The 20,840-nt window shown below is 57.6% G+C and carries 19 protein-coding genes; 5 read left to right on the forward strand and 14 right to left on the reverse strand.

The window, feature by feature from the left end; genetic code table 11:
* The first annotated feature begins 286 nt into the window (after positions 1–286).
* On the forward strand, positions 287–2,770 hold the full coding sequence (plsB, locus tag CHB79_RS07030; RefSeq protein ID WP_089359386.1) for a glycerol-3-phosphate 1-O-acyltransferase PlsB: 2,484 nt from the start codon (positions 287–289) through the stop codon (positions 2,768–2,770).
* A gap of 63 nt (positions 2,771–2,833) precedes the next feature.
* Here plsB and CHB79_RS07035 read toward each other — a convergent pair whose 3' ends face one another.
* Positions 2,834–4,480 (reverse strand): phosphoethanolamine transferase, encoded by a 1,647-nt coding sequence (locus CHB79_RS07035; protein ID WP_089359387.1) that lies wholly within the window; start codon positions 4,478–4,480, stop codon positions 2,834–2,836.
* A 220-nt stretch (positions 4,481–4,700) separates the two neighbouring features.
* On the opposite strand from CHB79_RS07035, the gene CHB79_RS07040 reads away from it, so the two are divergent.
* Together CHB79_RS07040 and CHB79_RS07045 are read left to right on the forward strand one after the other, a co-directional pair.
* Entirely contained in the window at positions 4,701–5,381 is a 681-nt protein-coding gene (locus tag CHB79_RS07040) for a LysE family translocator (protein ID WP_245851384.1), read from the forward strand.
* Positions 5,382–5,446: 65 nt separating this feature from the next.
* Positions 5,447–5,761 (forward strand): cupin domain-containing protein, encoded by a 315-nt coding sequence (locus tag CHB79_RS07045; protein WP_010486733.1) that lies wholly within the window; start codon positions 5,447–5,449, stop codon positions 5,759–5,761.
* On the opposite strand, the gene CHB79_RS07050 is transcribed toward CHB79_RS07045, so the two are convergent.
* Complete coding sequence (locus tag CHB79_RS07050) at positions 5,756–6,151, reverse strand: DUF488 domain-containing protein (RefSeq protein ID WP_176443153.1); 396 nt, start codon at positions 6,149–6,151, stop codon at positions 5,756–5,758. The two genes, CHB79_RS07045 and CHB79_RS07050, sit on opposite strands and share 6 nt — an antisense overlap.
* Positions 6,152–6,215: 64 nt before the next feature.
* Between CHB79_RS07050 and CHB79_RS07055 the strand changes: the two genes are divergently transcribed.
* Both CHB79_RS07055 and CHB79_RS07060 read left to right on the forward strand, forming a co-directional pair.
* Positions 6,216–6,878, forward strand: a complete 663-nt coding sequence (locus CHB79_RS07055; RefSeq protein ID WP_010486730.1) for a COG3650 family protein — start codon at positions 6,216–6,218, stop codon at positions 6,876–6,878.
* 120 nt (positions 6,879–6,998) lie between these two features.
* Positions 6,999–8,615, forward strand: a complete 1,617-nt coding sequence (locus tag CHB79_RS07060; RefSeq protein ID WP_089359390.1) for an NAD(P)/FAD-dependent oxidoreductase — start codon at positions 6,999–7,001, stop codon at positions 8,613–8,615.
* 10 nt (positions 8,616–8,625) lie between these two features.
* On the opposite strand, the gene CHB79_RS07065 is transcribed toward CHB79_RS07060, so the two are convergent.
* The 12 genes from CHB79_RS07065 to CHB79_RS07120 all read right to left on the reverse strand — a co-directional run bounded on the left by CHB79_RS07065 (position 8,626) and on the right by CHB79_RS07120 (position 20,824).
* Positions 8,626–9,135, reverse strand: a complete 510-nt coding sequence (locus CHB79_RS07065) for a GNAT family N-acetyltransferase (RefSeq protein ID WP_089359391.1) — start codon at positions 9,133–9,135, stop codon at positions 8,626–8,628.
* Positions 9,132–10,223 (reverse strand): PLP-dependent cysteine synthase family protein, encoded by a 1,092-nt coding sequence (locus CHB79_RS07070; RefSeq protein ID WP_089359392.1) that lies wholly within the window; start codon positions 10,221–10,223, stop codon positions 9,132–9,134. Before CHB79_RS07070 ends, CHB79_RS07065 begins: the two co-directional genes overlap by 4 nt.
* A 34-nt stretch (positions 10,224–10,257) precedes the next feature.
* A complete protein-coding gene (locus tag CHB79_RS07075; RefSeq protein ID WP_089359393.1) occupies positions 10,258–11,166 on the reverse strand; it encodes a DMT family transporter in 909 nt (302 codons plus the stop codon).
* A 112-nt stretch (positions 11,167–11,278) separates the two neighbouring features.
* Positions 11,279–11,611, reverse strand: a complete 333-nt coding sequence (locus CHB79_RS07080; RefSeq protein WP_089359394.1) for a Na+/H+ antiporter subunit G — start codon at positions 11,609–11,611, stop codon at positions 11,279–11,281.
* A gap of 8 nt (positions 11,612–11,619) precedes the next feature.
* Positions 11,620–11,889 (reverse strand): K+/H+ antiporter subunit F, encoded by a 270-nt coding sequence (locus CHB79_RS07085; RefSeq protein WP_010486721.1) that lies wholly within the window; start codon positions 11,887–11,889, stop codon positions 11,620–11,622.
* Positions 11,874–12,377, reverse strand: coding sequence for a Na+/H+ antiporter subunit E (locus CHB79_RS07090; RefSeq protein ID WP_089359395.1), 504 nt, complete (start codon positions 12,375–12,377; stop codon positions 11,874–11,876). The genes CHB79_RS07085 and CHB79_RS07090 overlap by 16 nt, the downstream gene beginning before the upstream one ends.
* The gene (locus CHB79_RS07095; protein ID WP_089359396.1) at positions 12,374–13,879 is read right to left on the reverse strand and encodes a monovalent cation/H+ antiporter subunit D; all 1,506 of its coding nucleotides are present in this window, start codon (positions 13,877–13,879) and stop codon (positions 12,374–12,376) included. The genes CHB79_RS07090 and CHB79_RS07095 overlap by 4 nt, the downstream gene beginning before the upstream one ends.
* The gene (locus CHB79_RS07100; protein WP_010486716.1) at positions 13,876–14,205 is read right to left on the reverse strand and encodes a Na+/H+ antiporter subunit C; all 330 of its coding nucleotides are present in this window, start codon (positions 14,203–14,205) and stop codon (positions 13,876–13,878) included. The genes CHB79_RS07095 and CHB79_RS07100 overlap by 4 nt, the downstream gene beginning before the upstream one ends.
* 1 nt (position 14,206) lies before the next feature.
* The gene (locus tag CHB79_RS07105) at positions 14,207–16,999 is read right to left on the reverse strand and encodes a monovalent cation/H+ antiporter subunit A (protein ID WP_089359397.1); all 2,793 of its coding nucleotides are present in this window, start codon (positions 16,997–16,999) and stop codon (positions 14,207–14,209) included.
* Between the two features lie 545 nt (positions 17,000–17,544).
* Positions 17,545–18,009: an outer membrane lipoprotein gene (locus tag CHB79_RS07110; protein ID WP_010486712.1), complete on the reverse strand. Its 465-nt coding sequence runs from the start codon at positions 18,007–18,009 to the stop codon at positions 17,545–17,547.
* Positions 18,010–18,210: 201 nt separating this feature from the next.
* Positions 18,211–19,350, reverse strand: coding sequence for a glycerate kinase (locus CHB79_RS07115; protein ID WP_089359933.1), 1,140 nt, complete (start codon positions 19,348–19,350; stop codon positions 18,211–18,213).
* A 106-nt stretch (positions 19,351–19,456) separates the two neighbouring features.
* Positions 19,457–20,824 (reverse strand): GntP family permease, encoded by a 1,368-nt coding sequence (locus CHB79_RS07120; protein ID WP_010486708.1) that lies wholly within the window; start codon positions 20,822–20,824, stop codon positions 19,457–19,459.
* Positions 20,825–20,840 lie beyond the last annotated feature (16 nt).

The following is a 20,840-nucleotide window of genomic DNA, read 5'->3' on the forward strand; positions in this document are numbered from 1 at the left end:
ACCCGACAAGCTCTGCCGCGTTACCTCATGGGCCCTGGCGGCATATCAGGGGTTCATATCCGCCCCGTTGCGCAGCGTGACAGACCGCACAAAAATACAACTTTCCGGGGAGAGCTCCACACGTTTTCCAATGGCGAGACGGGTGGAAAACAGGCTAAAAACGACGAACGGCGGCAAAACCGGGATTTTTGCAGCCTGTGCTGCGAAGAATTTTGCCCAGCGGCGGCCGATCCGGCACACTAGCGTCCCCGAGCAGATGCTCGTTTTTACAGCCCGCAGACTTCGTATGACCCGCTCCCCCTTTCGCCGCCTTGTATTCGGCACAGTACGCCGCCTGCTGTACCTCTGGGTACGCTCGGAAACCATCAATCAATCCGCCTTTACCCTGAAGCTCGATCGCAGCAAGCCAGTGTTGTTCGTCCTGCAAAAGCCGTCCATCAGCGACCTTGCCGTGCTGGACACCGAATGTCGCAAAGCCGGCCTGCCACGCCCGGTGCTGCCTGTTGCCGTTGGCGACCTGATGGAGCCCGCCGCCTATTTCTACCTGAACCCGCCTGCAGGCTGGTTTGGACGCTCGGACAAACGCGGCATCTCGCCCACTCTTGACCGGGTTGTCAGTGCCCTCAGTGAAAACGCTGTTGATGATGCCCAGGTGATCCCGGTTAGCGTGTTCTGGGGCCAGTCGCCTGACCGCGAGACCAGCCCCTGGAAGCTGCTGTTCGCCGACAGCTGGGCTGTCACCGGACGCTTGCGTCGCCTGGTCAGTATTCTGATTCTGGGACGTAAAACCCGCGTGCAGTTTTCACCGCCAATCCACCTGCGCGAACTGGTCGAACAAAACAAAGGTCACGAGCGCACGCTGCGCATGGTGCACCGTATTTTGCGGGTGCATTTCCGCAACCAGAAAACCGCAGCCATTGGCCCCGATGTATCGCACCGGCGCAACCTGGTCAAAGGCCTGGTTCACGGCCCGCAAGTGCGCCAGGCAATCACCGAGGAAGCTCAGCGCGAAGGGATTTCAGTCGATAAAGCCGAAGCCCAGGCATTGCGCTACGGCAACGAAATTGCCTCGGACTACACCTACACGGTGATCCGCTTTCTGGAGCTGGTACTGAGCTGGTTCTGGAACAAGATCTACGATGGCATCAAGGTCAATCACATCGAAGGCGTGCAGGATGTCGCCCAGGGCCACGAGGTAATCTATGTACCTTGCCACCGCAGCCATATTGACTACCTGCTGCTGTCTTATTTGTTGTTCCGCAACGGCTTGACCCCACCGCACATTGCAGCTGGCATCAACCTCAATATGCCGGTGATTGGCGGCCTGCTGCGCCGTGGCGGTGCGTTTTTCATGCGCCGTACCTTCAAGGGCAACCCGCTGTATACCGCCGTGTTCAATGAATACCTGCACACCTTGTTCAGCAAGGGATTTCCGGTCGAGTACTTCGTCGAAGGCGGTCGCTCACGTACTGGCCGCATGCTCCAGCCGAAGACCGGAATGCTGGCAATTACCCTGCGCAGCTTCTTGCGTGACAACCGCATGCCAGTGGTTTTCGTACCGGTTTACATAGGTTACGAACGGGTCCTGGAAGGCCGTACTTACCTGGGTGAACTGCGCGGCGCCAGTAAGAAGAAAGAGTCGATCTTCGATATTTTCAAAGTCATTGGCGCACTCAGGCAACGCTTCGGGCAGGTCTGGGTCAACTTCGGTGAACCCATCAAGCTGGCCGAGTTCCTCGACAGCGAACAACCTGATTGGCGTGAACAAACCCATGCGCCGCAGTTCCGCCCGGACTGGCTGAGCGCAACCACCAATCGCCTCGGCGACCGGGTCGCGCAGCACCTCAACGAAGCCGCCGCCATCAACCCGGTGAACCTGGTGGCTTTGGCCTTGCTGTCCACCAGCAAGCTGGCGCTGGATGATCGCGCCCTGACCCGGGTCCTGGATTTATACCTGGAACTGCTGCGCAGCGTACCCTACTCGCCACACACAACCTTGCCCGAAGGCGATGGCCAGGCGCTGATTGAATACGTAAAAGGCATGGACCTGTTGGCCGAGCAGAAAGATGCGCTGGGCAAGATTCTCTACCTCAACGAGCACAATGCGGTGCTGATGACCTATTACCGCAATAATGTGCTGCATATCTTTGCCCTACCTGCACTGCTCGCCAGTTTTTTCCAGAGCAGCGCACGCATCAGCCGTGAACAGATTCTGCGTTTTACCCGCGCGCTGTATCCGTACCTGCAGTCCGAGCTGTTTATCCGCTGGAGCCTCGACGAACTCGACGAAGTCATTGACCAGTGGCTCAACGCCTTTGTTGAACAGGGCTTGCTCAAGGTCGAGAACGATGTCTACCTGCGCCCTGCCCCAAGCTCACGCCAATTTGTTCTGCTGACCTTGTTGTCGCGAGCAATCGCACAAACCCTGCAGCGCTTTTACATGGCCATTGCGCTACTGCTCAATGCCGGGCAAAACACCATCAGTGCCGAACAACTCGAGGACCTGTGCACCGTCATGGCCCAGCGCTTGTCGATTCTTCACGGGCTTAACGCACCGGAGTTTTTCGACAAGAGCCTGTTCCGTCACTTCATCCAGACCCTGCTCGACCAAGGCGTTCTGCGCCAGGATGAAGCAGGCAAGCTGAGCCACCATCCATTGCTCAGCGAGTTGGCGGAAGGTGCGGCAAAGCGCGTATTGCCTGCAGAGCTGCGCCTGTCGATTCGCCAGGTGACCATGGATCAGAGTGAAGAAACCAGCGACTTGACCTAGGGTTGATCCTGGCCACAACCAGGTCGGTAAAAGGTCGCATCACCGCGACCTTTTACCGGCGGCTCAGTTGATTCTCGCCGCTGAATCAACTGACATGACCGAAGCCTGGTTGACCGCCTTGCATGTGTGGAACATATCCAGCTCAGGGCGATACACCGAGGTTTGCACCGCCATCAAGTCAAGTACCGAGTGGAACAGGTTGTCCTGCGACCAGGGTTGGTTCTCCAGTGCAGCCATGCACTGGCCTTGAATACCATCATGATCCTTGATGCCTTCGGACAACCAGATCACCATTGGGATATGGGTCTGTTCCTTTGGTGCCATTGCATAAGGCAAACCATGCAGGTACACGCCACCCTCACCAAGCGACTCGCCATGATCCGACAGGTAAATCAGTGCGGTATCAAAGCTGGCTTGGTTGTGCTTGAGCAAGCGCAGGGTCTCAGCCACCACATGATCGGTATACAACAGCGAGTTGTCATAGGCATTGACGATGCTTTGGCGTGAACATTGATCCAGCTGGCTGCTGTCACAGACGGGAGTGAACTTGCCGTATGTCGCTGGATAACGCTTGGAGTAGAAAGGGCCGTGGCTACCTTTCATGTGCAGCACTACAAGGGTGTCATCCTTGATGCTATTGATGTAATCCTGCAAGCCACTCAACAACGCATCGTCATGGCATTCACCGTTGGCACAGAAGTCTGCCAGGTTGAGGTGCGAAACATCATCTGTAGGCACACGATCACAGGCGCCCTTGCAGCCTGAATTGTTGTCACGCCACAACACACCGACACCGGCACGCTGCAGCACATCCAGCAATCCCTCGCGGTTTTTAGCATACTCAGGCTTGTACTCATCGCGCCCAACATCCTGGAACATGCACGGCACTGAAACCGCCGTGGCTGTACCGCAGGAGCTTACCTCGGTGAAGTTGAGCACCCCTTCCCGGGCGAGTTCCGGGCTGGTGTTGCGCTTGTAGCCATCAAGGCCGAAGTTGGCTGCGCGCGCAGTCTCGCCCACCATCACCACGGTTAGTCGCGGCCTGCGATTCACACCCACCTCGCGGATGCGATGGGCATCAGCCCCAACAACCTCAAGTTTGACAGGCGTTTTAAACTCACTGCGCACATAACTGTGCACGGCTGACACCAGGTTTGACGGAGTCAGCATCAAGCGAATTTCCCGGTGGTTGCGAAACAATGAGGCATAGGACTGATATTCAGTCATGGCGATACCACCAATGCAGGCCGCAGCGATTACAACACTGGCCAGCTTCATCGCAAGCTCCCGGCCCATACTGCGCCTTGTGATACGCACCCGGGTCAGCAACAAGGCTGGAAGTACGCCTACCACGAAGATCCAGCCGAGCATCCGAGCGGTGATCAACTCGCGCACTTCTGCAGGGTCTGTCTGCAATACATTGGTCAGCATGTCGGAATCGATGACGATACCAAAGCTGCTCATGAAGTAGCTCACTGCCGCCGAAACCAGCAAAGCAATTGCCAGCACCAGCTTGGTTAATCGCCCCCACGCCAGAACACTGAGCAGAATAAAGGTCCACATCAGCGCGAATAGCGGCAGGCTGGCGATAAAGCCAGGATTGCCATTGCTCCAGCCATTAATACCGCTCCAGATGGTTCGCCAAAAAGGCAGGTTGGCGAACAATATCAACCAAACGGCAACCACCAGCGTCAACAGCGGACGGCTCATGCTGACGGTCCAAGTAGAGATACGCGTGCTCCCGGGTGTTTTTCCAGCCGTGCTTTTCATTGCTGATCCTGCGTATGAACCTTGGTGGCTCGTACGTTAAACAGCAGACTGTCAGCGCGATGTCAGGCCGAGGTGAAAAAATCGTTGGCACCTGAGAGCTTCGCGTTTAAAACCACATCATCTTTGGCCACCGATGCAATTAACGGTATAAGTCAATCAAATGCGCTATAAAGCGCACTTACGCATCCTGCCCCAGAGACGCACCCACATGCTCGGCATACAGAATCTAGAGCTGTTTATCATCACCGGCCTGCTGCTCAACATGGCGCCAGGGCCAGACTCCTTATTGGTGATGTCACGCAGCGCGGGCCAGGGCTGGAAAGCGGGTTCGGCCGCGGCACTGGGCATTGGCAGCGGCACATTTATCCATGTATTCGCCGCTGCATTGGGTTTGTCGGCACTGCTCGCCGCTTCGGCCACCGCATTTATGCTGATCAAATACCTGGGCGCCGCCTACTTGTTGTATATCGGCATCAGCATGCTGCTGGGCAAAGGCCATGAAAGCGCAACCCACGCGACGCCTGTGTTGATGCCGCGCAGTTATGGCCGGCTGTATCTACAAGGTTTTTTGACCAACGTACTCAACCCCAAGGTTGCGCTATTTTTTCTGGCCTTTGTGCCGCAATTCATTGCGCCAGATGCTGAACACAAAGCCCTCGCCTTTGTGGTGCTGGGCTGTATTTTCAACTTCAACGGCATGCTCTGGTGTCACTTGCTGGCGGCCTCGACAGCATTTGCCAGTCGTCACATTCAAGCCAGCCAGCGTATTGCACGCCTGCTAAACCGTACGATTGGCGCGTTGTTTGTCGCCTTGGGCGTCAAGCTGGCACTGTCCAAATAAAACCAGTCAAGCGGCTCTGTGGCACGCTTCACTGACCGGCTCACAACATGAACATGGAGGTTTGAATGCCTGGCAACTACCCAGAGAAGATCAGGTCCCTGCCGCTGTTTGATGGCCGCTTTGATGCCTACAAGCTTGCCGCCACTGGAGCGGATGTCCTGTTTGCGTCCTACCCGGCCAATACTGCAATACCGGCCCATGTGCACGACACCGACAACTACGGAGTGATCATTCGCGGCGAATTGATTCTGCATATGAACGGCAAAACCCAACGCTTTGGGATCGGTGACTGGTATCACGTACCAGCACAGACCGAGCATTCGGCAAGCTTTGAGGTTGAAACCGATGAGATCGAACTCTGGTTCAAGCCAGCTTCATAGCGCGTTGCCATAACAGACGGCTGAGCTGGGATGCTCACGTCGATCCAGCTCCTGCTCCAGGAACTCAGCAAGCACCTGGGCATTGTTGTAGCGGGTGTCTTTGGCGGCGTAAAGCAAGGTCAGAGTGCCGCGCTCGGCAATGTCGAGCAGCGCCATCCAGTGCTCGGGATGATTATTGAGCTCTTGCCTATAGCCTTGTCGAAACGCGCTAAAACGCTCCGGGTCATGGGCAAAATCCCTGCGCAACCCGAGACTTGGTGCAAGCGCCTGCAACCACTGGTCAAGTGCCAGGGCATCCTTGCGCATGCCGCGCGGCCATATCCGATCAACCAGAACCCGCTGGCCGTCGCTGACCTCTACCTCGTCGTACACCCGCTTACACTGAATCATCAAGCCACCCTTGTGGTCGACCGCTGGCATCGGTAACGTGTTGCGACTTGCCCGGAGACTACTGATGCGCTTACGCCGAACCCTATTGTTCACCCTGCTCCCTTTGTTCGCCAGTTGCCAGGTGTACACCGGAAAACCCGTCGATGAACAGGCCGCAATGACCCGCATGCAGGGCCAACTGAACTTCAACGGCGAGCAGTTGATTTTTACCCCATGTGGCGAGAAACGCCAGTTTGTCATCAGCAATGCTGGCGCCAGCACTCTACTGAGCGATGCCAAGAGACTGCGTGCCGATGGTGCATCGACGCTGCAGGTCGACATGCGCGGCTTGCTTGGCTCCGGCGACAGCAATGACGGCTCATTCAAGCTGGATACCCTGTATCGCCTGCAGTCGGAGGGCAAGCTGTGCGACGACCTGGCCTATCGCCTGACCAAGGTCCGCGCCAGCGGCCATGAGCCCGACTGGAACATAGGCGTCAGCCCAGAAGGTATGATCCTGGAGCGGATCGGTCAAAAAGCCTTGGTATTACCTTATCTCGAGGAGCAACTGCCAGAAGGACGCATGAGCATCTCCAGCGAAGCCAATGGTGATCGCGTCGAACTCTGGGTCACGCCACAGCACTGTGTAGACAGCATGAGCGGCGCGGTCAGCCACCTCAGTGCAGAGCTACGGGTAAACGGCCAGGTCATGCGCGGCTGCGGTTACTTTGGCGGCGCCCAGCAATAACCACAGCCAAGACATCCGCGCCATTCGGACCGCGCCTAACGCGCAACCGGATTAGGCGCGTATAATTACCCGTTCAAACTAGCTGCCGGGTTACCTCCGGCCCTGATAACGGGTTGCCTGATGTTACGAATCACTGAACTTAAACTCGCGCTTGATCACCCTGATGAAGCGTTGCGCCCCGCCATTGTCGAGCGTCTGCAGATTGCTGATGACGAGCTGCTGGATTTCACCCTGTTCAAGCGCAGCTACGATGCGCGCAAGAAATCCAGCGAGATCCACTTCATCTACAGCATTGACTGCAGCCTGCGCGATGAAGCGGCTGTGCTGGCCAAGTTCAGTGATGACCGCCACATCGACGTCGCACCCGATACCCGATACAAGCCCGTTGGCCGCACTGAGCAACCGCTGGAGCAGCGCCCGATAGTCGTCGGCTTTGGCCCCTGCGGGATCTTTGCCGCGCTGATCCTGGCCCAGGCAGGTCTGCGCCCGATCGTGCTCGAACGTGGCAAGGAAGTACGCCAGCGCACCAAGGACACCTGGGGGCTATGGCGCAAAAATGTGCTCAATCCCGAGTCCAATGTACAGTTTGGCGAGGGCGGCGCCGGTACCTTTTCCGACGGCAAGCTCTACAGCCAGATCAAGGACCCAAAGTTTATCGGCCGCAAGGTACTTGAAGAGTTTGTCAAAGCCGGCGCCCCCGAGGAGATCATGTATGTCAGCAAGCCGCATATCGGTACTTTCCGCCTGACTGGCGTGGTGGCCACCATGCGCGAGGAGATCAAGGCGCTGGGTGGCGAAGTACGCTTTGAACAACGCGTGAGCGATGTGCTGATTGAAGACGGCCAGATGCAAGGCGTTGTGCTCGAAAGCGGTGAACAGTTGCTCAGCCAGCATGTCATCCTGGCCCTTGGCCACAGCTCGCGCGATACCTTTCGCATGCTGCACAGCCGTGATGTATTCATGGAGGCCAAGCCATTCTCCATTGGTTTTCGCATCGAGCATCCGCAATCCTTGATTGACCGCTCGCGGCTGGGCAAATACGCAGGCCATGAAAAACTCGGCGCGGCCGACTACAAGCTGGTGCATCACGCCAGCAATGGTCGTTCGGTGTACAGCTTCTGCATGTGCCCCGGCGGCACCGTTGTCGCGGCTACATCCGAGCCAAATCGGGTCGTCACCAATGGCATGAGCCAATACTCGCGCAACGAGCGCAATGCCAATGCAGGCATTGTCGTGGGTATTACCCCCGAGCAAGATTATCCGGGCGGCCCGCTGGCGGGCATTGAGCTGCAGGAGCGCCTGGAGTCGCACGCCTATGTCCTCGGCGGCAGCACCTACGAAGCACCAGGCCAACTGGTTGGCGACTTCATTGCCGGTAAAGCCTCCACCGCCCTGGGCACCGTCGAGCCCTCGTACAAACCGGGCGTCAAGCTGGGTGACTTGGCGCCATCACTGCCTGACTTTGCGATTGAGGCGATTCGCGAGGCCTTGCCAGCATTCGAGAAGCAGATTCGCGGCTTCTCCATGCACGACGCCGTACTGACCGGAATTGAAACCCGCACCTCATCGCCACTGCGCATTACCCGTAACGCCCAGCTGCAGAGCCTTAATGTCAAAGGACTGTTTCCAGCGGGAGAAGGTGCAGGCTATGCGGGCGGGATTCTCTCTGCAGGTGTGGATGGCGTGCGTGTTGGCGAGGCCGTTGCCCGCGACCTGCTTGGCTTACCGGCCGAATAAAACCGCCACTTCACAAGCGCAGGCAGCAGACAGTGGTGCGCCCGGAACCCTCCGGGCGCCTGCTGTGATCGGCAAAACAATCGACCTCGACAAACCCGGCCTTGCGCATCATTCCCGCGCTGGCGGCATTCTCTTCGTGCCGCTCGATATAGATATCTTTGACTCCGTGCTCTGCAAGCGCTTGGACTGCCGCCAGCAATAACCGCGACCCCAGGCCCTGCCCCGCAGCATGACGGGCTGTGACGGCCTCGCAGATATAGGCCTGCTGATTACTGCGCCGCCCGGATGGCTGGTAGTGGGCAAAATCACTCGCCAGGCGATAGCTGACAAACCCCAGCAACTCGTTGTCAGCCTTGGCCAACACCGCATGCACCTCGCCACTGGCGATGGCTTGCAAGTGTGCTGTTACCTCATCGGTCGGCAAGTGATTCCAAGGGTTGGGCCCATGCTCGAAAATCAATGCGCAAAGGGCCTCGATATCAGTCGTGGTTGCCTGCCGCAGCCTGATTTGCGGGTTCATAAGCCGCTCACGGGCATAGATGGCAGCGCCGCACCCTCTTCGGCGCAGGCGCGAATGATCTCTATCAAAGGTTCAAGCTCGTAACCTTGAGCCTTTAGCCAGGCGTCGTCGTAATAAGTGGCGCTGTAGCGCTCACCACCATCACATAAAATGGCCACGATAGAACCGCGTTGCTGCTGGGCGAGCATGTCCTGCCCAACCAGCAAGGCGCCGACCAGATTGGTGCCACTGGAACCGCCCACGCGACGCCCGAGTTTAGCCGCCAGGTAATGCATGGCCGCAAGGGATAGCGCATCCGGCACCTTGGCCATGGCATCAATCACCGAAGGCAAGAATGAAGGCTCGACCCGTGGCCTGCCAATCCCTTCGATGCGCGAGCCACAATGCCAGGTCTGGCTGGCGTCACCGTTGCAGTAGTAATCGTAGAATACTGAGCACTCGGTGTCGGCACAGAACACCTTGGTGCAATGCTGGCGATAACGTACATACCGCCCCAGCGTCGCCATAGTACCGCCGGTACCGGCACTGGAAACCAGCCAGCTCGGCTCCGGGTAATGCTCGAAACGCAATTGCTGGAAAATCGACTCGGCAATATTGTTATTGGCACGCCAATCCGTTGCGCGCTCGGCATAGGTGAACTGATCCATAAAGTGCCCACCCGTCTCACGCGCCAGCCGTTCGGACTCCGCCGATATTTGCGCGGGATCATCCACCAAATGGCTCTGGCCACCGTAGAAGGCAATCTGTGCGATCTTCTCTTTCGAGGTGCTAGCTGGCATGACCGCTATAAACGGAATACCCAGCAATCGCGCAAAATAGGCCTCGGAAACCGCCGTGGAACCGCTCGACGCCTCGATGACCGGTGCTCCCGGCTTGAGCCAGCCATTACACAGTGCATACAGGAACAGCGAGCGCGCCAGGCGATGTTTCAGGCTGCCCGTTGGATGACTCGACTCATCCTTGAAATACAGGTCGATTCCCGGCAGGCCAGGCAGATCGAGTGGAATCAAATGCGTATCGGCGCTGCGCTGGAAGTCAGCTTCGATAATACGGATCGCTTCCCGACTCCAATCTCTGATGTCACTCACATTGGCCTCCCAGGTTGTTTTTTATGTTGTTATCTTAGTCGAGCACCCCGGCAGGAAGTGCCGGGGTATTGCGGTACTGGCTCAAGCCCACGCCGACGAACACCAACCCGGCTGCGCAGGCTTGCATCAGGTTGAGGCTTTCACCCAAGACGATGATGGCCATGATGAGGGTAAATACCGGGATCAGGTTGATAAACCCGGAGGCCTGGCCAGCCGGCAACCGGCTCACACCGAAGTTGTACAGGCCGTAGCCGCCCACCGTCACCACGATGCCCAGATAACACAACACGGCAATGCCTTGCAGGCTGATCGCTTGCGGAAATGGCGCCTGCGATGCGGCAACTGGCAGGAAGAACAACGCGCCAATAAAGGCCTGCATGGCCGTGAGCATAAATGCCGAATAGCGTGAGGACAGGTGCTTGAGCAACAAGGTGTAACCTGTGGCGCAGATCATCGCCAGAAATTCGTAGAAGTTGCCCAGTAGTGGATTAATTGCATGCTCGTCGGCACTACCAGCCAGGCTCAACCAGACCGCACCAACCACCGCAAGGGCAAATCCGGCAAGGGTCGTGCCCGTGGTGCGCTCACGCAGAAATACGAATGCACCAACCGCAACCAACAATGGCAACAGGGCCGTAATCATTCCGGCTTGCGAAGCACTGGTATTTTGTAGGGCCAATGCTTCGAAGATGAAGTACAGGCAAGGCTCGCACGCGGCCAGCCCGACCAGGTATTTCCAATCGCCGCGGCGATAGTCAAACCGACCACGCCAGCGCCAGGCCAATAGGAACACCAGGCTGCCCAGCAGCATGCGACCAAAGATCACCCACAAGGGTGGCAACTCGGCAAAAGCCAGTTTCAGGGCAATAAATGAACTGCCCCAGATCGCCATTGCACTTATAAGGCAGACGACTGCCAATCCTCTGCCCTGCTTAGCACTCATAGATAACCTCATCCGAAGAGTGCCACAGTGTAGAGCCCCCGCGCCTGGGACGACAGGTACAGTCAGCGGCGGAAAGTGTGCAGGTAGCCTCGCCTAGCTGCTCGGCAAGGGTTTACTGATCCCAGGGCTTGCCGCTGGTGTTCTCGTTGATCCGCAGCTTTTGCTGCATGGCCGCCTTGGCCAGCATGTGCGCGCTGACAGGTGCGGTGATAAACAGGAACAAGGTGATCAACAGCTCGTGAAAGCTGATGCCCTCACCCCGCGCACCAAAGTAAATCAACGAGGCGATGACCATGCCACCAACACCCAGGGTGGTGGATTTGGTCGGGCCGTGCAGGCGCATAAAAAAGTCCGGCAAGCGGTATAGGCCCAGCGCCCCCACAAAGGCGAACAGGCTACCTGCCAGCAAAAAAAACGAAACCAGGCCTTCAATCCAGATGTTCATGGGCTTTCCTATTCAATGATATCGCCACGCAGCAGGTACTTGGTCACCGCCACAGTGCCAATAAAGCCCATTACAGCAATGAGCAACGCCGCCTCGAAATACAGATCCGAACTCAGCCAGATACCAAAGAGCACCAGCAAGGCAATCGCATTGATATACAGGGTATCCAGGGCCAGAATCCGGTCGGGCATATCCGGGCCCTTGATCAGCCGGGCAACGGTGAGCGACAGCGCCATTCCCATAAAGACCAGGCACACCGGAATCACGTAGTCGAGCATGTGAATACCTCCAACAGAGGGGCTTCGTAACGGGTTTTGATCTCAGTGATCAAGTGCGCTTCATCCTTCACATCCAGGGTATGGACCAACAGCATCTTGCGGTCGTCACTGAGGTCGGCGGACACGGTGCCCGGCGTCAGCGAGATGATGCTGGCGAGCATGGTCAGCGCCAAGTCATCCTCCAGCAGCATCGGGATCTCGACGAATGCCGGGCGCAGCTTGCTTTGCGGCCCGAGAATCAACTTCGCCACCTCCAGGTTAGCCAGGATGATGTCGCCAATGATGCGCAGAAAAAACCAGCACAGCTTGAAGGGTTTGTAGATACGTGGCGGAGTGATCCAGAACACTTGCGTAAGCAGCGGGATCAGCCAGCCGAGTATGGCGCCCATTACCCAGTTACCCAGGCTCATGTCATTGGCCAGCAGTACCCAGACCACCATCAGACACAGGCTTAACAGTGGATGCGGTAAGAAATGACGGGGCTTCATGCACCACCTCCGGCCTGGATGATCTGGTAGTAAAGCGGCAGGTCATGCAACTGACTAACGGTGGCGTGGACGTATTCGAGCAAAGGCGCAGCCAAGCCAACCAATGCCGGACTCAAGACCAGCAAGCCAACGCAGGCCCATAGCCGCCCATAATCAAGCTCGGCACTGTCGAGCTGGCTTAGGCCTACGCGCCAAAACAGCGTGCTGCCTGCACGGCTGAATGCAATAACGGTGATCAAGCCACCAATCAATACCACCGGCCACATGAACGCCATCTGCAACCCAGGCTCTACCGAACGCAGCAACAGCAACTTGCCAATAAAGCCTGACAGTGGCGGCAGGCCTGCAATAGAGATTGCGCCGATAAAAAATAATGAACCGAGTATGTAGGGATTTTGCAGCTCTGGCCCCTGCACCAGCTCGGTAGTCTTGACTCCTCGCTGGCGGGACACCAGGTCCGCCAGGAGAAACAGGCCACCAGACACCCATGTACTGTGCAGCAGGTAGTAAAGCGCGGCCGACACCGACTCTGGCGTGCCGATCGCCAGGCCGGCGAGCAAGGTACCGACTGAAACCACGACCAAGTAGGCAATCAATCCGTGCAGGCTTTTTGCAGCCAGCGCGCCTATTGCTCCCAGGCCGATCGTCAGCAGTGCCAGAGGCCAGAGCCAATCATCGGCCATGTTGGCCAGCGTGCCCGCGTCATCACCAAAGATCAGTGTGAAGACCCGCAGAATCGAATACAGCCCCACCTTGGTCATGATCGCAAACAAGGCGGCAACTGGCGCAGTGGCCGAGGCATAGGCCCTTGGCAACCAGAAGTACAGCGGCAGGAATGCAGCCTTGAGGCCAAACACCACCAGCAACAGAAAGCCGGCAGCGCCAATCAGCGGCGCTTGGTCCGCCGAGGTAGCGGCGATCCTTTGCGCCATGTCGGCCATGTTCAAGGTACCGGTGATGCCATAAAGCACACCGACGGCTATCAGGAAAAATGCAGAACCCACCAGGTTCATCACCACATAGTGCAAGCCTGCACGAACCCGGTCCGGGCCGCCACCGTGCAGCAACAGTGAATAGGATGCGATCAGCAAAATCTCGAAGAAGACAAAGAGGTTGAACAGGTCGGCAGTCAAGAATGCGCCGTAAATGCCCATCAACTGGAACTGAAACAGCGCGTGGAAGTTGCGCCCCCGCTCGTCGTCGCCCCGGGTTGCGTAGAGCAACGCGAAGAAACTCAAGACAGCGGTCGCAACCAGCATCAGCGCACTGAGACGATCAAGCATCAGGATAATGCCGAACGGTGGCTGCCAGTTGCCCAGGGCATAGACTTGCAGGTCGCCCTGGCTGGCTTGCGCCATCAACCAGAAGCTAAGAGGCAGCATGACCAGCACCACGGAAAACGACATGATGCGTTTGACTGGCATGCTCAAGCGCGCGCCAAACAGCAACAGGCTGCCGACAAACATGGGCAACACTATAGGCAGGATCAACGCGTGATTCATGGCTTGGTCTCCTGGCCATCAACGTGGTCAGTGTCCGTCTCGCCAACGCTGCGCAGAGCCAGTACCACAACGAAAGCAGTCATCGCGAAGCCAATCACAATGGCGGTCAGTACTAGGGCCTGTGGCAGTGGATCACCATACTTGCCGTTCTCGCTGATCACCGAAGCAACGCCGGTTTGCAAGCGCCCCATGGCAAACAGGAACAGGTTGACCGCATAGGAAATCAGGGTCAGCCCCATGACGACGGGAAAGGTACGGGCACGCAGCAGCAGGTAGACCCCGCTGGCGGTCAGGATGCCCAGTACCGCGGCGAATAAAGCTTCCATGTCAGAGAACCTCTTGTCCGGGCTTTTCCTGGGTCAATTTGCCCAGGTTAGCGAGGATCAGCAGCGTCGCACCCACTACGGTCAGGTACACGCCCAGATCAAATATCATTGCCGTTGCCAGTTCGATTTCGCCAATAAAGGGGATTTCAAAGTGGCCAAATGCCGATGTCAGGAAGGGTCGTTCAAACAACCAACTGCCAACCCCGGTGAGCCCCGCGATCAAGACGCCGGCACCCGCCATGCGATGGTAGTTGAGCGGCAAGCGCGATTGCGTCCACTGCACACCGCTGGCGACGTACTGCAGGATCAGCGCGACAGAAGTAACCAGGCCGGCGATAAAGCCGCCACCGGGCAAGTTGTGCCCGCGCAGGAAGATGAACACCGAGATCAACAGGGCCATGGGCAATAGCACACGCGACAGCGTTGCCAGGATCAGCGGATGGCGATCACGGGCCCAGCTACGCCCTTCGGCATCCGCGTGCGGTTGGATCAAACGCAGGCCATCAAGCATCGCGTAGATACCTACACCGGCAATTGCAAGCACGGTAATTTCGCCCATGGTGTCAAAGCCACGGAAGTCAACCAGAATCACATTGACCACGTTATGACCACCGCCACCACTGACGCTGTTGGCCAGGAAGAATCCGGAAATGGTTTCGTATGGGCGGGTCAACACGGCAAACGCCAGCATGGCGACCATCACCCCGCAACCAATGGCCAGGATAAAGTCGCGCAAGGTCCGCATGCTGCTCGACTCCATGCGCGTCTGCGCCGGCAAGAAGAACAGCGCCAGCATCAACAGCACGATGGTCACCACTTCAACCGAGAGCTGGGTCAGCGCAAGGTCGGGGGCAGAGTAACGGGCAAATGCCAGCGCGACCATCAACCCAACTACGCTGAGCATCAACAATGAAACCAGGCGCTGGCGGTGGAATATCACCGTGATCAGCCCTGCCAGCGCCATGATGCCAAGCCCCAGCGCAGTGATGCCATCAATCGGCGAGAGCTCCACCGAGCCGCGCATTTGCGGCAAGGGCCCAAGTGCCAGCGTGACCACCACCAGGGCCGATGCCAGCAACAGCGCCAGGTAGTGCTGCAAGGAGCCGGTTTCCAGACGACGGGTAATCAGTCGGCAAAAATCAACCAGGGTCACCATGCACTGGTCAAACGCCAGCTTGGCATCCATCGCCGGTAAACCTGCGTACCAACGGAACAGGGGTTGGCGGAAGGCATAGACCAATACGCCGCCCGCTGTGGCGGCAAAGCTCATCAGCAAGGGCAGATTCAGGCCATGCCAGATGGCCAGGCTGTACTGTGGCAATTCGCCCCCCAGGCTTGCAGAGGCCGCGGCAGCCAATAAAGGCGCAACGGTATACGCAGGCACGATACCCACGAGCAGGCACAGGAACACCAGGATTTCCACTGGCACCTTCATGTAGCGCGGCGGCTCATGGGGCGGGTACTTCGGCAGGTTGATCGGCTCGCCGTTAAAGAACACATCGTGGATAAAGCGCAGCGAGTACGCGACCGAGAATCCACCCGCCAGGGTCGCGATGGCCGGAATCGCCCAGTCGAAACTGCCAAGCATGTGCTGGTTGAGGGTCTCGCTGAAGAACATCTCTTTACTGAGGAAGCCATTGAGCAGCGGTACACCAGCCATTGCCAGCGCGGCAACCATCGCCAGCATCGCGGTGTGCGGCATGTACTTCCACATACCGTTGATACGCCGCATATCGCGGCTACCGGTTTCGTGGTCGATAATCCCGGCGGCCATGAACAATGACGCCTTGAAAGTGGCGTGGTTAATGATATGGAAGATCGCGGCGACCGCGCCCAACTCGGTATTCAAGCCAAACAGCAGGGTGATCAAGCCCAGGTGGCTGATGGTCGAATACGCCAGCAATCCTTTGAGGTCATGCTGGAACAACGCCATGCACGCACCAATCAACATGGTCGCAAGGCCGGTCAGGCTAACGATGTAGAACCACAGGTCGGTACCGGCCAGCGCCGGATACAACCGCGCAAGCAGGAATACCCCTGCCTTGACCATGGTGGCCGAATGCAGATAGGCCGAAACAGGGGTTGGCGCCGCCATCGCGTGGGGCAACCAGAAATGAAAGGGAAACTGCGCCGACTTGGTAAAGACCCCCAGCAGGACCAGGATCAGGACCACCGGATACAACGCATGGGCACGTATGGCATAACCGGCAGCCAGTACCTGCGACAGTTCATAGCTGCCCGCGATATGTCCCAGTAGCAGTACCCCAGCAAGCAACGACAGACCACCACCACCGGTAATCGCCAAGGCCATGCGCGAGCCTTTGCGCGCATCGGTACGCGAGCTCCAGAAACCGATCAACAAAAATGACGACAGGCTGGTGAGCTCCCAGAACATCACCATCAACAACAGGTTTTCAGACAACACCACACCGAGCATGGCGCCCATGAACAGCAAGAGGAAGGCAAAGAAACGCCCCATTGGCTCTTGTTTTGCGAGGTAGTAGCGGGCGTAGAGTATGACCAGCAGGCCGATGCCCAGGATCAGCAAGGCAAACAGAAAGCCCAGGCCATCGAGCCGCAGGCTCAGATTGAGGCCTATTTCAGGCAACCATTGCACACGCGCACGAATCATATCGCCGGCAAACACTGTGCCCTGCTGCGACAACAGCAAGACAAGCGCCGCAAGTGGCGCAAGGCCTGCCGCGACGGCACATGCCGAACGCCCAAGACGCTCAGCCATAAGCGGTAAGATCACCCCGAAAAAAGGCAAGGCGATAATTAACGCAAGCACCATATACAAACCCCTTCTGCAAGCACGCGATTGAAGTTACCGCGACTTGTTAGCATCCATTGAGTGATTCAATAGCCACGCCCATCGAATACACACTTGCAACTGCTGACAATATGCCAAGCGCAAATCATAAGTCCCTGTAGAACCACGACTATTTAACGATTATCCATACCTATCGAGCCAGCGTCATGAATAGAATTATTACTAAAACTCTAGAGCATGGTTAATTGCCTGCCGCACATCTTTGTAGCCCAGCATTTTATACCCATGATTACAGCCGACCGGACAACACGACCTGCAGCGCTGACTACGCACGCAAGTCCCATCAGCAAAAGCTGCGCGCATTTGCTCTAGCAAGGCTGATTTGAGCTGGATCGAACGGTGCGATGCAACCGATAGCCAGACCAGTTTGGCTATCGGTTGCCTGCAGTATCAGGTATGGGCGTTGGCGAGCGAACGGGCCAATACAGGTTGAGCAGCGGTGCCAGCCAGGCTGTCACCGTCTGGGAATCTACGAAACCGGCAAAACCCCATGCTTGCTCGGATGCTTATGGTGAAACCCGGCTGGTGCCGTTGACTGTCATGATGCGAACACGCTGGCCAACACGGAACACCTGGTTTTCTTCAACTTCCTGGACATAGGCACGCATGCTGCCGTCGTCTTCACGCACGGTGATTTCGACGCCTTGGGTGCGGGTCAGGCCTTCTTCGGTCGCGGCCCCCAACAAACCACCAGCGACTGCACCTATCACTGCCGCAACCGCGCTACCGCGACCGCCACCGATAGTGCTGCCCGCTACACCACCAACAACTGCGCCAGCGCCTGCGCCGACTGGGGTCTTGGTGCCTTCGATTTTCACGGGACGCAGCGACTCAATGGTGCCCAGGCGAACGGTTTGCACTTGCCGGGCTTCATCGCGGCTGTAGGTGTCACCGGTCAAGCTTGACTGGCAACCACCCAGCATCAGGGCCAAAGCAGCAAATGAAGCAACCAGCAGATTGGGTTTACGCATAAAAATTCCTCCAGTGAATATCACTGTATTAGACCGCGACTTGCCGGGCGCGGTCACGACCTTAATCAACAATAGCCTAGCTGGCCCGGTAAAAGGTAGTGCTCTTGGGCAATCTAATACATCAGGATACGTAAAACCCAAGCCACCCATGATCTACATGAGCGGCTATGCACCAAGGTCACGACGCTGGATCTGCCCGAGTTAGCGTGCAGTTTGGGCAACCTGCCAGAGCCGGGCTATGTCGGTTGCCCTCGCCTGCAATTCGGCATCTGCACCTGCGCAGGCCTGCTCCAGGCTCATTGGACCGGAGGTCAGGCTGAAGGCGGCATCAATCCCCCCAGCGTAGGTGCGTTGGTAGCCTTCACCCAAGCTACCGGCCAGGACTATCACCGGCACCCCAGCCGCCTTGGCCAGGCGAGCGACGCCTATTGGCGTCTTGCCGTGCAAGGTCTGGGCGTCCAGTCGCCCTTCGCCGGTGATCGCCAGGTCAGCGCCCTGCAACGCCGCCGCCAGCCCGGAAAGCTCTGCGACCAACTCCACCCCCGGACGAAAGCGAGCTTTCAGGAAAGCCTTGGCGGCAAACCCCAAGCCGCCTGCAGCACCCACGCCTGGAATCTCACTGAAATCCTCGCCCAGAGTTGAAGCCACTACACGCGACATGCGTTGTAGGGCTGCATCGAGCGATTGCACCTGCTCGGGACTGGCGCCCTTTTGCGGACCAAAGACAGCCGATGCCCCTCGCGGGCCCACCAAGGGGTTATCGACATCGGCAGCTATGTCGAACTGCACCTCAAGTACGCGAGGGTCAAGGTTGGACAAATCTATCTGCTTCAAATTGATCAAGGCTGCACCACCCGGCGCCAACTCGTGATCATCTTCATCGAGAAAACGTACACCCAACGCCTGCATCAAGCCTGCACCGCAATCATTGGTGGCACTGCCGCCAAGGCCGAGAATAATGCGCTCGGCTCCGGCATCCAGAGCGGCTCGAATCAATTGGCCAGTACCGAAACTGCTGGTGATGGTGGCGTCACGCTCCTCGCGCGCCACCCAATGCAAGCCACTGGCCGCCGCCATTTCAATCACGGCCGTGTGGTCGTCCAGCATGCCCCAGTGGGCCTTTACCGGATGCCCCATAGGCCCCTGAACCTGCAATTCGTGACGGTTGCCGCCAGCAGCGGCAAGCACGGCATCGACCGTCCCTTCGCCGCCATCCGCCATGGGCTTGAGGGCTATTTCCGCCTGTGGGTACACAGCCAACCAGCCCCGCGAAATGGCTTGTGCAACCTCTGCCGCGGTAAGGCTTTCTTTAAAGGAGTCCGGCGCAATCACGACTTTCATAAACAGCTCGCTAAAAGAGAAATCTCGCATTACAGCGCAACATCATTGCGCTTATAAACTGATGTTCCAGTGCCCGTACCAGTAAAGTCCAGGCACTGGATAGCGATTACAGCAGCACCAGGCTCAGCAGCCAGACGGTAAGCATGCCCACCACACCCTGCACCAGGGTTGCCATGGTCTGGGCGCGATAGGCCGTGGAAACTTTCATGCGGCTAAACTGGCTAACCACCCAGAAGAAGCTGTCATTGGCGTGGGAAACAGTCATAGCCCCTGCACCAATCGCCATTACGGTCAGCACTCGTCCCATTTCACTGTCCAGACCCAGGCTGCCCAACAAAGGCGCAACCATGGCTGAGGTCGTCACCAGGGCAACGGTCGAAGAGCCTTGCGCAGTCTTTAGCGCAGCCGCCACCAGAAACGGCATGAACAGACCTACGCCCAGTGCCGAAAGGCTGGTCCCCAGATAATTACCCAGCTCAGTAGCCTTGAGCATGGCACCAAATGCGCCACCCGCACCGGTAATCAACAGGATAGGTGCAGCGGCGACCAGACCTTCGGCAACCTGGTCATGGAACTGCTGGCGTTTGTTCTCGCCCTTGAGCAGGGTACAGGCCAGCGCCAAGCCAACCAGCAATGCCGCCACCGGCTGACCGAGGAAACTGAGTACGCTGAACAGTGCGCCTTCGCCCAAAGGCTTGCTTGGAAAGGCTGCAACCGAACCCAGGCAGATCAACGCAATAGGTAAAAAGATCGGCGCGAATGCCTGCATGGCCGAAGGCAGTTTGCCGTAACGAGCCTTGAGCGCTTCAAAATCCACATCTTCGGCCAGTAGCTCGCTTGGCGCTTCTTCCAGCAACTCGGCATCATCTTGCTTGATGAAACGATTGGCCCAAAGCATGCCCGCCAGCGCAGTCACCATCGCCACGAACAGGCCCACGGCAATAACCAGCCCGAGCGACGACTCCAAGCCCAGGTTACCGGCAGCGGCAATCGGGCCTGGTGTTGGCGGCACAAAGGTATGGGTTGCGTACAGGCCGGTCGCCAGCGCGACGCTCATTGCCACGACCGAGATCTTCATGCGCGCAGCCAGGGCATTCTTCAACGAGTTGAGAATGACATAGCCTGAGTCGCAGAACACCGGGATCGAAACCAGGTAACCAATAATTGACATGGTCAGGGTCGGAAAGCGTTCACCGAGCAGCTTGATAACGGATTCAGCCATGGTGATGGCCGCGCCGCTGCGCTCAAGAATCACACCGATGATGGTGCCGAGCACGATCACGATCCCGATATAGCCCAGGATTCCACCGAAACCTGTGGTGATGGTCTTGATGATCTCACCTGCAGGCACTTGATAGGCAAAGCCTGCAATCAAGGCGGCTGCGAGCAGTGACAGGAATGGATGAAGCTTCAGACGTGTAGTGGACAGAACGATAAATGCAATTAGTGCGATGAGTATCAGGACTAAAACCATGTCACTCTCCAGTTTT

The organism is Pseudomonas segetis (assembly GCF_900188155.1).
In the GTDB taxonomy this organism is placed as follows: Bacteria; Pseudomonadota; Gammaproteobacteria; order Pseudomonadales; family Pseudomonadaceae; genus Aquipseudomonas; species Aquipseudomonas segetis.